The sequence below is a fragment of the Paenibacillus sp. FSL R5-0744 genome, assembly GCF_037972555.1.
Classification (GTDB): domain Bacteria; phylum Bacillota; class Bacilli; order Paenibacillales; family Paenibacillaceae; genus Paenibacillus_AQ.
In genome coordinates this window covers 2,191,930-2,205,794 of sequence record NZ_CP150228.1, presented here as the reverse complement: position 1 = coordinate 2,205,794, position 13,865 = coordinate 2,191,930, and the positions used below count along the sequence as shown (strand labels likewise).

Sequence of the window (13,865 nt, the reverse complement as noted above, 5' to 3'; positions counted from 1 at the left end):
TAAGATTTCAATCGAATCAGCCTTGGATTAAGCTCTCCATCTCAACACAAGCCATCACCAACGCGCCTACGCCATGTAAATCATTTTTAACTTTAGGTCTAGTGACGTAACTCTCGTAATCTCCAGCCGAAGTACCGATACAGATGTCCGGCAAAATCAACCTATCCTGCTCATCCCACTGAATGATTTGGATTAACCCTTCATACCCTTTTCTAGCCGCGGCTGTAGCGACTTCCACATCGCTTACAATGCCATGCTTCACTGCTTTGGCAATCGTGTAGACGAATAAACATGAACCTGAGGTCTCCAGCCAATTATCCGGCTCATGCCCCTTATCTACGACCTGATACCAAAGTCCACTTACCGGATCTTGATAACGAATAAGGGCATCAACAAAATCACGTAAAGTAGAAGATAATTCAGCTCGGGCTGGGTCTTGGACGGCCAACAGATCAAGAAATTGCGACAATGCGAGACCATACCAGCCCAGCGATCTGCTCCAAAATTCCGGTGAGCACCCTGTCTCCGGGTTTGACCATGGCATCCGGCGACTCTCGTCCCAAGCATGATACAATAACCCGGTTGTCTCATCTTTCATATACTTACGCATTAACATCTCTTGATGGAGAACTGTATCACGTAAGCTAGGATCGCCATAGACATTAGCATATTTTAACGAGAATACGCCTGCCATATAAAGCCCATCTAACCACATTTGGTTAGCATATTTATCCTTATGCCAATACCCACCTTCAGAGGTTTTGTTTAACGTAAGCAATAAATTCCTCAGCTTCTCCGCAGCAATGCGATACTTGAGTTTACCTGTCCGTTTATGAAGATTAAACAGCAGTTGTCCAGCTTGAACAGCATCCAGCTCATCGCGGGCGAAATAAAAGTTACCATATTCATCTACCAAATCATCCACGTATTCCTGAATATAGTTAATATAGCGGTCTTCTTGATATGCATTCCACAAAAGCTCCATACCACACAGAAATACACCTTGATGGTAATGCCAACGATGTGCTGGAGGAAGCTCTCCCGCTCTGTAAGTATCCATTAAAGAATCGCATGCCTTTTTTGCCCAATCCATTGGTGTTGTTGGTATCCTGCCAGTCATCTCCAAGCTCCTTCCAAAGAATAATCTCTCTCTTCCTCTTATTAGCCCTTCATAGAACCTAACATGGCACCTTTGGCAAAATGCTTCTGTATGAATGGATATACACAAACTATTGGTAAAGTAGCAACAACGATAACAGCCATTTTAATTGTTTGGTCTGGCGGTGGAACAGTTGTATCCAGTGTAGAGCTGTGATCCATACCGCTGGCAAGGACAACAATTTGTCTGAGCAGAACCTGTATTGGCCACTTCGAACTATCATCCAAATACAGAATCGCATTCATGTAAGTATTCCAATACGTAACCGCATAGAACAATCCGATAGTCGCTAACGCAGGTAAGGATAATGGCAATACAATTCGAAATAATATTCCGAAGTCGTTGCAACCATCAATTTTGGCCGACTCCTCCAGACCTTCAGGTATATTTTGAAAAAAATTTCTCAAAATGATCATGTTAAACGCACTAATTGCTGAAGGAAGAATAAGCGCTGCATAACTGTCTATTAGTCCCAATTCCTTTACCACGAGGAAGGTTGGGATCATTCCACCATGAAAGAGCATCGTGAACACAACCATAAAGTTAACCACTTTACGTCCGTCCAGATCTCTTCTGGTAAGAGCGTAGGCCATCAAAGAAGTTATAAACAAGCTGAGGAAAGTACCGACTGCCGTAACACCAATGGAAACACCCATGGCTTTAAATATTGTATTCGTTGAAAAGATGAACTTGTATGCTTCCAGACTCCATACCTTTGGGATCAGTACAAACTTACTAGAAGCCAGTTCTGCACTCGTTGTGAAAGAGCCTGCTACAACGTGAACAAGGGGGAGCACAGTTATTAAAGCAATGATCGCAAGCAGCGTGAAGTTTATAGCAGAAAAAATTCTGCCACTGATTGTTTTATCTTCTACCATTTCTATTCCTCCCACAACATATCAATAAACGCCTTCTTCTCCCATTTTCTTAGATGCTTTATTCACCAACATAACCATGATCAAGCCGACAATTGATTTGAAGAATCCAATGGCTGTACTGTAACTAAACTGCCCCTGTCTCAGACCAGCAGTATATACATACGTATCGATAATTTCCGCAACTTCTCGATTCATGGAGTTAAGCAGCAGAAACACATGTTCAAATCCAAGATCCAGAACGGAACCAATTTTCAAAATAAATAATGTGATAATTACGCCTCTAATCGCTGGAAGTGTAATATGCCAGACTTGTCTGAGTCGTCCAGCTCCATCCATACGTGATGCTTCGTAAAGTCCTGGATCAATGGCAGCTATGGAAGCTAAATAAATAATCGTTCCCCAGCCTGCTTCTCTCCAAATCACCTGAATAATATACATGGGCCTGAACCATCCAGGATTCAGCAGGAAATTAATTTTTTCAAATCCGAAATAGGAAAGTAGCTCGTTGATAATTCCTCCATCCATCGTAACCATCACAAAAGAAATGGAGACGATGATAACCAACGACAGAAAATGGGGCAAATAGAAGATCGTCTGAAAGGTTCTTTTGAAAAAGCTGCCTTGAAGTTCATTCAACATCAGGGCAAGAATAATCGGCATTGGAAAATAGATAAGAATGTTTAATCCGAAAAGCACAAGTGTGTTCACTAAAATATTTAAGAAATCCGGCTCTGTGAACAACCTGCTGAAATGCTTCATTCCTACCCAGTTACTGCCTGTTATTCCTTGATAAGGTTTGTAATCTTGAAAGGCGATAATTAGTCCGTACATAGGAAAATATTTAAAAATAATAAAATATAGCACTCCCGGTGTTAGCATGACGTAGAGCCATTTATTTCTCCACAGACGCTTTTTAAGTTCACTGCTGCTCTTGTAAGTCTCACGCTTTATTTGTGGAGCTGGACTGGGCTGTGCGGTGAGTTCCTGCATGATTCTCTTCCTTTCTCCTTCTTTATTCAAACTCTTTATTTCTCCATGTGACTATGAAGAGAAAAGGTTGTTGAAACAAAATCAACAACCTTTTCAGCTAGGTTTTATTTCTTATACAATGCGTTGTACTCATCAATAATCTTAGCTCCGCCACGGTTCTTCCAGTTCTCAACTTCTTTTTCGAACCCTGCTTTGTCGATCTGTCCATAGATATATTTATAAGTTGCATCGGTAATAATCTGTTGAAGCTCAACACCTTTTTCTGTGTACGTAGCCGAATCCATCGCAGCTGTTGGATCTGGTACACCCACCTTGACATTCTCAAGAACCAATTGATCCGCATGAATTCTTCCTGGCAGCGTGTTATAGTTCTCGTACATTCCATTGGTTTCAGCTTCGCCGATAACGCTGTCCTTATATCCTTTTACTTCACGTTCAATCAATTCTTTGTCATCTGTAGCTTTCGCTTTACCGTCTTCAACGGTATAGTGAGTACCCTCGATTCCCCAATACATCAAATTAGCTACTTCTGGGGTCATCATTTGATCAAAGAAAGCAAGAATCTTCTTGAGTTCTGCCTCATCTTTTACAGCAGATTTTGGGAACAAGACAACATTGTTATAGCCTGGAATCATCCATTGAGCATACTTTCCATCTGGACTTGCAACCATACTATGCGCATCCAAAACAGCATCAGGGTTATTCTTAATAGTATCTTTATTGAGGGAATCAATATCTTGCATGGAGCCCCCAATATAGAGTCCACCCTTTCCAGCCTTAAACATATTTACAGCATCTGTTTTACTGGTAGCAGCGAAATCTTGATTAATGTATCCGCCATCACGAGCTTTTTTGAAGAAGTCCATCGTGTCGAAATATTCATCGAATGTAAATTCAGGCGCTAATTTTCCATCCTTCTCTCCCCAGGTGTTCGGTGTTCCGAACCAAGAAGAGACAGTTTTGAAAGCTCCATAGGTCAACTCATTACGGTCAATAATACCTGTAGTATCTTTCTGTCCATTACCGTCTGGATCTTGTTCCGTGAAGGCCTTAGCCATTTCGAATAATTCATCTACATTTGCTGGTGCAGCAAGTCCTAATTTATCAGCCCAGTCTTTTCTGTAAATGATACCTTGACGTGCTAGAGGGCGGCCGATATATAAGGTGTACAGCTTGCCGTCCACTTTCGTGTTATTCAGAATTTCTGGTTTCAATTTACTCAAATTAGGAAACTCGCTTAATAGCGGACCTATTTCCCAGAATTGTCCGTCTTTTATCGCTTCTTTCATCTGAATGAAGGTTGTCTGATTCTTCAAGTACGTCACTTGCGGCAGTGAGCCGGTTGCAAAAGATGAATTAAGTTTTTCTTCATAAGTATCAGCCGGGAAAAATTGATAGGTCAGCTTCGTGTTGGTCAATTTTTCAAGTTCAAGCTTAATCGTATCAGGCGGGGTCTCTGGAATATTTAATGGAAGCATAATCTTAATTTCTGTCGGTCCTGCTTTCACTTCTTCTTTAGGTGCTTCTGTCTCAACCGGCTTAGCAGTGCTCTCACCACTTGCAGTTTCAGAACTTGCTTGATTGTTGTTGTTACCACCACATCCAGCTAACAATGTGCTGAACGCTAACAGTGCCGTCAACAACATGGTGAAGGATTTCTTCTTCATACCATTTTGACCTCCATAATTTGTATTGGTTACGAGTTCCACGTTACATCGTCGGCAAGGTTACGAAAACAATCATTTCCCCATAAAGCCCCGTTCTTAAAGGGATCTGATCAAATGATTATGGTGATAACACAAAAAAATCCACCGCGTCATCCGCAGTGGATCAAAGATTATCTAACCTATTTACTTTTCTATCCCAAGCTCAGCCTCACCATATTCCTTAATAATCTGATTTCCTCCGCTAGCTCTCCATTTCTCAACTTCCTTCTGGAATCCCTCAGCGGTTATATTGCCTAGTATGTAATTGTACGTAGCATCCACAATGATTGTAGACAATTCCACATTTTTCTCATCATAGGTGGATGAGCTTAAAGACACGGTCGGATCGTCGACCAGAAAAGATTCATTATCTTTACTTAGCTGATCTGCAAGTGAGGTCAATTGCTCCTTCTGAGCCACCTCCATAATGTTCTTATTACTAATATCTGCAATCATCAAAGAATATAACGGATTTACTTCTTGCACCCGCAGTTCTGAGGTTTCCTCGGGAAGAATGATTTTCCCTCCCTCAAGCTTATAATGGCGCCCTTCAAACCCATACATCATTATATTCGCTACATCTTTATCCATGGTTCGATCAAAGAATTCGAGTACCTCGCGGAGTTCACCCTCCGTAGCAATGGCTTTTTTGGAGAAGAGATAGAGTCCATTATAATTGGGTATCGACCACACCTTATATCCTACTGGCCCTTCGATCCGATTGATTAACGTAAGTTCTGCCTTTGGATTCAAATTCTGAGCTTCAATAGACAGCCGCTTTACATCTGTCATACTGCCAATAAATACACCAGCAATACCATTAATGAACTTATCACGTTGTACTTCTTTGCTCGTTAAGGCGAAATCCTGATTAATAATTTTCTCATCATATAATTTCTTCATGAAATTCATGGTGTTCATATACTCAGCGGTCACAAATTCAGGAACGAATTGATGATTCTCTAGTTTCCAATTATTCGGGGTGCCAAAATACGAACTTAATGTCTTAAATACCCCATACACAAGATCATTTCGATCGACTAATCCGAAGGTATCCTGTTTGCCATTCTGATCTGGATCGTTGTATGTAAATTGCCTCATAACCTCATACAGTTCATCCAGTGTCTGTGGATTATTTAAATGGAGATTGTCGAGCCAATCCTTACGAATAATGACCCCCTGTCTGGAAGAGGGGCGTTCCGTATATAGGCCATAGATCTTACTATCTACAGAAGTCTGCTTAAGAATAGCGGGGTTCAGTTGTTTAAGATTGGAGAACTCCTGAAGATAGGGGCCGATCTCCCAAAAGGCATCCGAACGAATAGCATTTTTCACCAGATTATAGTCTGAGAATTTTACAAATGTGACCTTTCCCAGGGAATTGGTCGTAAGCGCCGTGTTCATCTTATCCGTGTAGACCCCCTCTGGAACCCACCTTATATCGAGCTTCACACCTGTCAGTCTTTCGATCTCTGCCATAATCTCTTTCGAAGGCTGTTGTGGAAAATGAAGGGGTGCCAAAATTGAGATGCTCGGGGAAGATACTACTGGGCCGGCTTCGGCAGATTCCTTATCGTTGCAAGCGCTTAAAAAAGAGAAAACGAGCATGGTAAATAAGCAGAAATACTGCGTTGCCCTTTTACCCATAGATACTTTAGACATTTCTGTGGCCTCCTAGGTATTGTAAGGATTATCACTCTATATCTTGAAAATTTTACAATTTATAAGCATAATTAGAGCTAATGATTATCACAGAACGAGATGATTATTGTTATTTCATACCAAGTTACATACACTTAGATTAAGTGTCTACTTCTACATAAGTAAAGGTGCTGAGTCCCGTGAGACCATTAAGCTTTCTAAGTAAGCTAACGATGTTTGCCTTTGTAATTAGCACGCTGCCTGTGTTGTTCATCGGTTCTTTTTCATATTTCACATCTTCAAAAGAAATTCAAAAAAACGTTAACAACAGCAAAATGGAATTAATCTTACAAATCACCTCAAATGTAGAACATAAGTTAACAACTGTCAATCAAACATTAAACCAAGTGATCAATTCTAGTGTATTAAAAAAAGCACTAAACAACCCTTTAAATGAAACCGATTTCATTTTATACAATGATTTAAGAAACGAAATTCGCAATATGCAGTCCTTCGATACGAAGCTGGAAGATGTCATCTTATTAAATCAGCAGCAAAATTGGATGATCAAAAATTCTGGTGTATATCGCTTAAATGAGTACAAGGACCATGCGCAGCTCACCAACCTGATGAATATTGCCGAAGATACCTCGTGGATCCTGAACCCGTCCTCCATATTTTACAGTGAGGAAAGCATTAACGTCACAGGCTGTAACTACAGCATTAGTCTTATCAAGAAACTCCCAACCAATAAGCTGCAAAAATATGGGCTTGCCTTAGCTAATATTCCTGTCTGCAGTCTTCAGGATTTCATTAACTCGGATGTACAGCCACTCGATGATATTATCGTTCTGGATAAGACAGGTCGATTCCTGCTCCATCCGGACCGCAATTTGATCGGGAAACCAATGAAAGAAGGCGGATTTACAGAAGATTCTTTCATTACTAATCCATCTAAACTTTCAGGTCAGTTTAAGACCAGGATCCACAAGAAGGATTACTCCGTCACTTACATGCGCTCTCAGATGAATGGCTGGGTCTATCTTTCGGTTACATCCATGGAAAGTTTAACGAAAGAATCCAAAAAAATTAGCCTGTTTACGATATTCGTGTGTAGCTTTATGCTTCTATTGTCTATTCTCTTGGCATGGATCGGTTCAAGACGGATGTACACTCCCATTGAAAGACTACTCAATCAAATGGGCCAACGCAAACCGGACATTAAATCCAGACACACGAATGAATTTCAGATTATTGGAGAACAAGTTCATTCTTTATTCCAATCCAAATCACAGCTGGAAAAAGAAGTCCGTCAGCATATCCAACAGGTGCGTACCTTCTTCCTAATCAATGCTTTCCATGGCAACGTTAAGAAGCGCGATCTGCAGGAAGAGCTGGAACAATTCGGCTACCATAAGCAGCTCGAAGAATGGAAGACGATGGCTGTGATTACGTTGTCGATTGATTTTGCCGATGATTCCAGCTATGAGAAAAAAGATCTTAATCTCTTATTATTCGCTGCCCACAATATAATCGAAGAGTTAGTCTGCCCTGAACAACGACTGGCACCTGTAATTATGGATCATGCAGTAGTCGTCTTATTGGGGAGTCCAGACAGTGATACCGAGTCTTTTCACAAGACATTATATTCATTAACGGAGAAGCTGCAGCAGGAAATAAACAACTACCTAAAGCTTCAGGTGAGCATTGGTCTGAGCCTTCCCTTCAACACCTTCGATAAATTATCCACGGCTTACAGAGAGGGACTCGAAGCACTGAAGCATCGGATCAAACTTGGTAAAGGTGTCATTATCCAGTATGAAAATATTAACTCTGGCAAGCACTATCTGAATTTGAACTACCCTACTCATAAAGAAAATGACTTACTGGACGCTATCAAATTAGCTGAAACAGATAAAGCAAAGGAACTCATTCATTTGCTCTTCAAATCTATCTTTGCTCATGAGCTTTCACCACAGGAATACCAGATCCCGTTGACGCGCTTACTCAATAATTTACTCATTATGATGCAGGAATCCGGTATTAGCTTAAATCAAATTTATCATGCCAATGGTTCCATATTTGAGGAGCTGCATGACCTTCATACTGTGACTGAAATTGAAGATTGGTTCTGGAGCATGGTCATTTATCCGATGATCAAGATTTTTAATAGCAGACAAAATGCGCAATACCACAACATCTCTGAGAAGATCATCGATTTGATACAACATGATTATGATACAGATCTTACTTTAGAAGAGTGTGCTTCGCGTCTGCATTATAATGCCAACTATATCAGCAGCGTCTTCCGTAAGGAGACCCAGTACTATTTCAGCGAATATTTAACGATGTACCGATTTAAAATGGCGAAAAAATGGCTGAAGGAAACTGACATGCCCATTAAAGATATTGCAGCCAAATTAAGATATAACAACTCTCAGAACTTCATTCGCTCTTTCCGTAAGCAGGAAGGCATGACACCCGGACAATACCGGGATCACAACGCTGGCACAAAACTTAAATCCACCTTTGACGAATCAATGTAAAAAGAGAGAACTATTGTTCAGGTGGAACAAGCATAAACGCCTTCGGCGTCCTAATATGGACGGCAAGCGTTTAAGCGAGAAATATAAGACATAAAGTATCGTGTGAAACTTATACTTTCTTATATTTTCACAAAAAAGAGTCTCTCTTTTTTTCTGAAATATGTTAACGTGTGCAAATAACCTTTTAAGGAGGAATTGGAACATAATGTTGAGCTTCCGTGTACATTCCAACCATGCAGAACAAACCGAGCTCTCTCTGGAAACCTCACTACTCACCCTTTATCCCCTTGCAACGCCTGGGAGACCGCCCAACACAAGCTGAGCTTCACGCCTACTTCTCAGAATCACAGATGACTTCAATAACACCTCCAACTTTTATATGGACTATTGCAAATGATGCCAGCGTTCCTGTGGAAAATAAGGACGGCATGGTTTAGGGCTTGCTAAAGAACATCCTCATTGCCAGCAATGGCTTTCCCTTTCTGAGAAATGGCTAAGTAAACACCACTACATTCAAGGAGAAGATCCTATGACACCCACATTATTTATCGCGGGAGATTCCACTGCGGCTATCAAAGGCGCTGGAGAAAAACCTATGACTGGCTGGGGAGAATACCTGCAAGGTTATTTTGGAATTTCTGTTCGAATCGAGAATCGCGCCATTAATGGTCGCAGTACCAAATCCTTTATAACTGACGGCCGTTTGGAGGACATCCTTAAGGACTTCAAGGCCGGTGACTACCTCTTCATTCAATTTGGACATAACGATGAGAAAAAAGAAGATCCTTTGCGTTACACTGATCCCGACACTGACTATCGCCGAAACCTAATTCAATATATTGAAGCTGCTCGGCAGTTAGGCGGGACTCCGGTTCTACTTACTTCTGTAAGTCGCCGCCGCTTCAACTCCGATGGAGAGCTTGACCCGCTTGCTGTAGGCGCTTATCCCGAGGCCATGAAGCAGGTAGCTGAAGAAACGCAAACACCGCTGCTTGATATTTTCGCAGCTTCGCAAGCGCTCTATCATTCGTTAGGTGTTGAAGAATCCAAAAAGTTATTCATGCATTTGCCTGAAAAAGCACATCCGAATTACCCAAATGGAGTTATGGATGATACTCATTTCTCTGATCAAGGTGCTCAGCACATCGCCAGACTTGTGGTTCAGGCTATTGAACAATCTACTGCCTTACCATTAACAGACTTACAACAACTACTACAAGGAGTGATCACAGATGTCTCTAATTAAAGAAGTTATTACAGAGTACTATCGTATCCCTTTGCCGGAAATCATGGAGGACGCTAAACACGGACTGCACACTCACTTTGAAGTTCCCATTGTCAAAATTAGAACCGATGACGGTCGTGAAGGGGTAGGTTATACCTATACTGGCGGATTTGGCGGCAAAGCAATCTGCTCACTAATTGCGAATGAATTAACTCAGATTTTAATCGGTAAGGATGCTAGCTGTGTGGAAAGTATCTGGGAGCAGATGAACTGGGGAATACATTATGTTGCTCGCGGGGGTCTGGCTAGCTTCGCCATTGCAGCATGTGACATCGCTTTATGGGATTTACGTGCGAAGAAAGCAGATGAACCGCTTTACAAACTTCTGGGTGGCGCAAGCAATGCGGTCAAATGTTATGGTGGAGCGATTGATTTGAATTTCCCATTAGAAAAGCTCCTCCTCAACAATCAAAAATACTTAGATATGGGCCTGCAGGCTGTCAAAATTAAACTAGGCCAAAAAACATTAGCTGAAGATGTGGAACGAGTGGCTGCAGTGCGCCAATTAATCGGTCCAGATGTGGCCTTTATGGTCGATGCGAATATGAGCTGGAGTGTAGAAAAAGCGATTAAAGCCGCTCGTGAATTTTTGAAATACGATATCCTCTTCTTAGAAGAACCAACGATTCCGGAAGATTATGCCGGCTATGCGCGTATTGCAGAAGAATCAGGCATTGCTGTTGCAGGCGGAGAAAACCTTCGGACCTTAACCGAATTCCATCACATGCTGCAATATGGCCATGTAGATTTCCCTCAACCGGATGCTTCCAATATAGGCGGAATTACGGGCTGGTTAAAGGTAGCTCACTTAACACAAGCCTATAACCTTTCCGTTTCCACACATGGGATGCAGGAATTACACGTTAGTTTATTAGCAGCTATGCCAAATGCAGGTTATCTCGAAATGCATAGCTTCCCTATCGATCAATACACTACACGTCCGCTAGTGATTAACAAAGACAATGGGATGGCAGTTGCGCCTGAAGTAACAGGCACTGGTGTTACCTTTGACTGGGATAAATTAGCACCTCACAAACAACAATACTAATAGGAGCGATCGATCATATGAGTATTCCTCTGCACCTAGGTGTTCGAGCACATGATTTCACACAAGTTCCATTGAAGGATTTAATTGAGAAGCTTCAGTTTTATAATTTCGCTCATATTCAGTTTGCACTTAAGAAATCTTTTCCTGACAGCACTCCGAGTCTGACTGCTATAAGCCCTGGAACAGCTAGTTATTACGGAAATGCCTTTAGACAGGCTGGTATTCAGATTGCGGTGCTTGGCTGTTACGTTAATATTGTAGACACCGATCCATACAAACGGGCACAAGCGTTAGCCGAGTTCAATACCCATCTTCGCTTGGCCAGAGATTTCGGCGCCAGTCTAGTAGGTACGGAAACCGGAAGTGTGGCACTTGGGTATACCACAGATAATTTTACAGAAGAAGCTTTTCAACAGGTCGTTACTTCGGTAAAGCTAATGGTCGCAGAGGCCGAACGTTTTGGTGTGACGGTAGGTATTGAAGTAGGACTTCATCATCCGCTGTATTCCGCTTCCTTAACTCGCCGACTGCTGGATGAGATTCCTTCTAATAATCTTCAGATCATATTGGATTGCGCAAATCTAATGTCACCTACAAATTACTTGCATCAGGAAGCTATTATTATGGAAGCTTTGAAGCTCTTAGGAAATCGAATTGCCATCATTCATTTAAAAGATTTTATCGTGCAAGATGGATCCATCAAAATTGTTCCTGTAGGTCAGGGCTGGCTTGAGTTCGAGCCGATTCTCCGTTATATGAAATACGAGCGTCCGCATATTCAGGGCATTTTAGAGAGTACTCCTGAATTGCATCTAAGAGAAAGCATCGCTTTTTTACAGCAGATATATGAAGAAGTGTAAATATAAGATCACATACAAAAAAATCCACTGTACACCCCATTACCGTGTGCAGTGGATTTTTATATTCTGTTTAACATCCGTTTGACCTCCATGAAATAATGGGCTGTTATGATCAAGACATCAAGAGTACCTGGGAGGGGTTCTATGCGTCTTGCTTTATTTACAGACACATTTCTTCCGCAAACGAATGGTGTCTCACTTACGCTTCAGCGCTTAACCACTCATTTGAACCGGCGAGGTATCGAGCATCTGCTATTTTCGCCGAAATCTGCTCCTGAAGACAGTTATGCCGATCCCATACGTCCCATTACCAGTATCCCCTTTTTTTTATACCCGGAATGTAGACTCGCGCTACCGAATATGTCCTCCATCCAGTCAGAGCTAAAAGCGTTTCGACCCGATCTGCTTCATTTGGCTACTCCGTTCAATATCGGTCTATGCGGCCTTCGCTATGCGCGAAAGCTTGGCCTGCCTCATGTCGCCTCCTACCATACCCATTTTGATCGCTATCTTAAATATTATCGAATGAAAAAAATTGTTCCTCTTTATTGGAAGTACATGAAGTGGTTTCATCGGTCCTGCGATGCTACCTTCGCGCCCTCCAATGAAACACTCGATTCCCTCCAAGCTCAAGGTTTTCAACGTTTGAAGCTTTGGTCTAGAGGCATCGACTGCAATCTCTACACTCCGAAAAAACGCAGCCATCAGGTTCGTGATCGTTACGGAATTACCGCACCGTTACTACTACTATATGTAGGAAGAATCGCCCCTGAAAAAGATATTAACACCCTTGCTCTCGCCATGCAGCAATTGCCCGAGTCTATGCAAGCTCAGGTACATTGGTTAGTTGTTGGAGACGGGCCCTTATTATCAGAGATGCGGTCGCAGGCGCCGCAAAATGTCACGTTTACGGGCTACAAACACGGTGAAGAGCTTGCCCAATTGTATGCCTCGGCTGATCTATTCGTCTTCCCTTCCAGTACGGAAACCTTCGGTAATGTTGTCCTTGAAGCCATGGCCTCTGGAGTTCCTGTTCTCGCCGTAAATGAAGGCGGGGTAAAGGATCTGGTTACATCCGGTCGCACCGGAATAATCACCCCACCTCGTTCCCCGGATGCTTTTATTCGTGAGATTTGTGCATGTATAGAGCAACCCCAAAAGCTGGCTGCTATGGGTTATGAGGGGCGACAGCTGGCGCTCGGCCGCTCGTGGGAGAGCATTTTTGATGGACTCATTCGCGATTATGAAGAGATCATTGAGAATAGACGCTTCGATCTTATACCGGCTTTACTACCATTAATATAATAATGACGATAGTGAGCACATGTACAGCTGCTTCTAGCGGAGCGATCTTGTTCATAGCGGCGGTGTAGCCTACAGGGATTTCGTCGCCTTCACTCACCATCACGAGCTGGGTCAGCTTTTTCAATCGAGGCTCAACAAATCCAATAATAATGACTTCTATCACGATAAAAAATAATAATGAAAGATTGATCCACAACACCGACAAGCCCATTTTATCAATGATCATTAACAAAATGCCTGTAACGATCAGGGTAATCCCACCCGTTTTAGGGAATCTGTTGATTGTCTTCATCATGCCAAATACAAAACGAAGCTGGCTGCCTGTCTTGGCAGAGCTTGTCAGTATTGGCAGCACAAAAGCTGGTCCAATTCCCACTATGGCCGCTATAACATGTATGACTACCACAATCTTAGAGATAATATCCGTCAATTCCATGATTACAATCC

Annotated in this window: 11 protein-coding genes; 5 read left to right on the top strand and 6 right to left on the bottom strand. The window is 42.1% G+C overall.

The features are described 5' to 3' along the window. Nucleotides 1–16: 16 nt before the first annotated feature. The 5 genes from MKY19_RS09395 to MKY19_RS09375 form a co-directional block, all read right to left on the bottom strand. Nucleotides 17–1,120 carry a glycoside hydrolase family 88 protein gene (locus tag MKY19_RS09395; RefSeq protein WP_076300822.1) on the bottom strand — a complete coding sequence of 368 codons (1,104 nt, stop codon included), beginning with the start codon at nt 1,118–1,120 and terminating at the stop codon, nt 17–19. A 41-nt stretch (nt 1,121–1,161) separates the two neighbouring features. After that, a complete protein-coding gene (locus MKY19_RS09390) occupies nt 1,162–2,037 on the bottom strand; it encodes a carbohydrate ABC transporter permease (protein ID WP_042186649.1) in 876 nt (291 codons plus the stop codon). Nucleotides 2,038–2,058: 21 nt separating this feature from the next. Next, nucleotides 2,059–3,027, bottom strand: a complete 969-nt coding sequence (locus MKY19_RS09385) for a sugar ABC transporter permease (RefSeq protein ID WP_042186647.1) — start codon at nt 3,025–3,027, stop codon at nt 2,059–2,061. A 104-nt stretch (nt 3,028–3,131) separates the two neighbouring features. Further along, nucleotides 3,132–4,694 carry an extracellular solute-binding protein gene (locus MKY19_RS09380; protein WP_042186645.1) on the bottom strand — a complete coding sequence of 521 codons (1,563 nt, stop codon included), beginning with the start codon at nt 4,692–4,694 and terminating at the stop codon, nt 3,132–3,134. 183 nt (nt 4,695–4,877) lie between these two features. Then, a complete protein-coding gene (locus tag MKY19_RS09375) occupies nt 4,878–6,395 on the bottom strand; it encodes an extracellular solute-binding protein (RefSeq protein ID WP_339802200.1) in 1,518 nt (505 codons plus the stop codon). 179 nt (nt 6,396–6,574) lie between these two features. On the opposite strand from MKY19_RS09375, the gene MKY19_RS09370 reads away from it, so the two are divergent. The 5 genes from MKY19_RS09370 to MKY19_RS09350 all read left to right on the top strand — a co-directional run bounded on the left by MKY19_RS09370 (nt 6,575) and on the right by MKY19_RS09350 (nt 13,418). Next, nucleotides 6,575–8,920, top strand: coding sequence for a helix-turn-helix domain-containing protein (locus MKY19_RS09370; RefSeq protein ID WP_339270073.1), 2,346 nt, complete (start codon nt 6,575–6,577; stop codon nt 8,918–8,920). Nucleotides 8,921–9,449: 529 nt separating this feature from the next. Beyond that, complete coding sequence (locus tag MKY19_RS09365; RefSeq protein WP_339270071.1) at nt 9,450–10,166, top strand: rhamnogalacturonan acetylesterase; 717 nt, start codon at nt 9,450–9,452, stop codon at nt 10,164–10,166. Then, on the top strand, nt 10,153–11,253 hold the full coding sequence (locus MKY19_RS09360; RefSeq protein WP_339802198.1) for a mandelate racemase/muconate lactonizing enzyme family protein: 1,101 nt from the start codon (nt 10,153–10,155) through the stop codon (nt 11,251–11,253). The genes MKY19_RS09365 and MKY19_RS09360 overlap by 14 nt, the downstream gene beginning before the upstream one ends. A gap of 17 nt (nt 11,254–11,270) precedes the next feature. Continuing rightward, nucleotides 11,271–12,113 (top strand): sugar phosphate isomerase/epimerase, encoded by an 843-nt coding sequence (locus tag MKY19_RS09355; protein WP_339270068.1) that lies wholly within the window; start codon nt 11,271–11,273, stop codon nt 12,111–12,113. Nucleotides 12,114–12,257: 144 nt separating this feature from the next. Next, on the top strand, nt 12,258–13,418 hold the full coding sequence (locus tag MKY19_RS09350; RefSeq protein WP_339802195.1) for a glycosyltransferase family 1 protein: 1,161 nt from the start codon (nt 12,258–12,260) through the stop codon (nt 13,416–13,418). Here MKY19_RS09350 and MKY19_RS09345 read toward each other — a convergent pair. Next, complete coding sequence (locus tag MKY19_RS09345; protein WP_339270064.1) at nt 13,390–13,854, bottom strand: DUF2269 family protein; 465 nt, start codon at nt 13,852–13,854, stop codon at nt 13,390–13,392. The genes MKY19_RS09350 and MKY19_RS09345 overlap by 29 nt on opposite strands. Nucleotides 13,855–13,865: the final 11 nt, after the last annotated feature.

What these genes read in the sequence shown, in the direction of transcription:
- MKY19_RS09395 (WP_076300822.1), bottom strand. Translation starts at nt 1,120, where the DNA reads ATGACTGGCAGGATACCAACAACACCAATGGATTGGGCAAAAAAGGCA.
- MKY19_RS09390 (WP_042186649.1), bottom strand. Translation starts at nt 2,037, where the DNA reads ATGGTAGAAGATAAAACAATCAGTGGCAGAATTTTTTCTGCTATAAAC.
- MKY19_RS09385 (WP_042186647.1), bottom strand. Translation starts at nt 3,027, where the DNA reads ATGCAGGAACTCACCGCACAGCCCAGTCCAGCTCCACAAATAAAGCGT.
- MKY19_RS09380 (WP_042186645.1), bottom strand. Translation starts at nt 4,694, where the DNA reads ATGAAGAAGAAATCCTTCACCATGTTGTTGACGGCACTGTTAGCGTTC.
- MKY19_RS09375 (WP_339802200.1), bottom strand. Translation starts at nt 6,395, where the DNA reads ATGTCTAAAGTATCTATGGGTAAAAGGGCAACGCAGTATTTCTGCTTA.
- MKY19_RS09365 (WP_339270071.1), top strand. Translation starts at nt 9,450, where the DNA reads ATGACACCCACATTATTTATCGCGGGAGATTCCACTGCGGCTATCAAA.
- MKY19_RS09360 (WP_339802198.1), top strand. Translation starts at nt 10,153, where the DNA reads ATGTCTCTAATTAAAGAAGTTATTACAGAGTACTATCGTATCCCTTTG.
- MKY19_RS09355 (WP_339270068.1), top strand. Translation starts at nt 11,271, where the DNA reads ATGAGTATTCCTCTGCACCTAGGTGTTCGAGCACATGATTTCACACAA.
- MKY19_RS09350 (WP_339802195.1), top strand. Translation starts at nt 12,258, where the DNA reads ATGCGTCTTGCTTTATTTACAGACACATTTCTTCCGCAAACGAATGGT.
- MKY19_RS09345 (WP_339270064.1), bottom strand. Translation starts at nt 13,854, where the DNA reads ATGGAATTGACGGATATTATCTCTAAGATTGTGGTAGTCATACATGTT.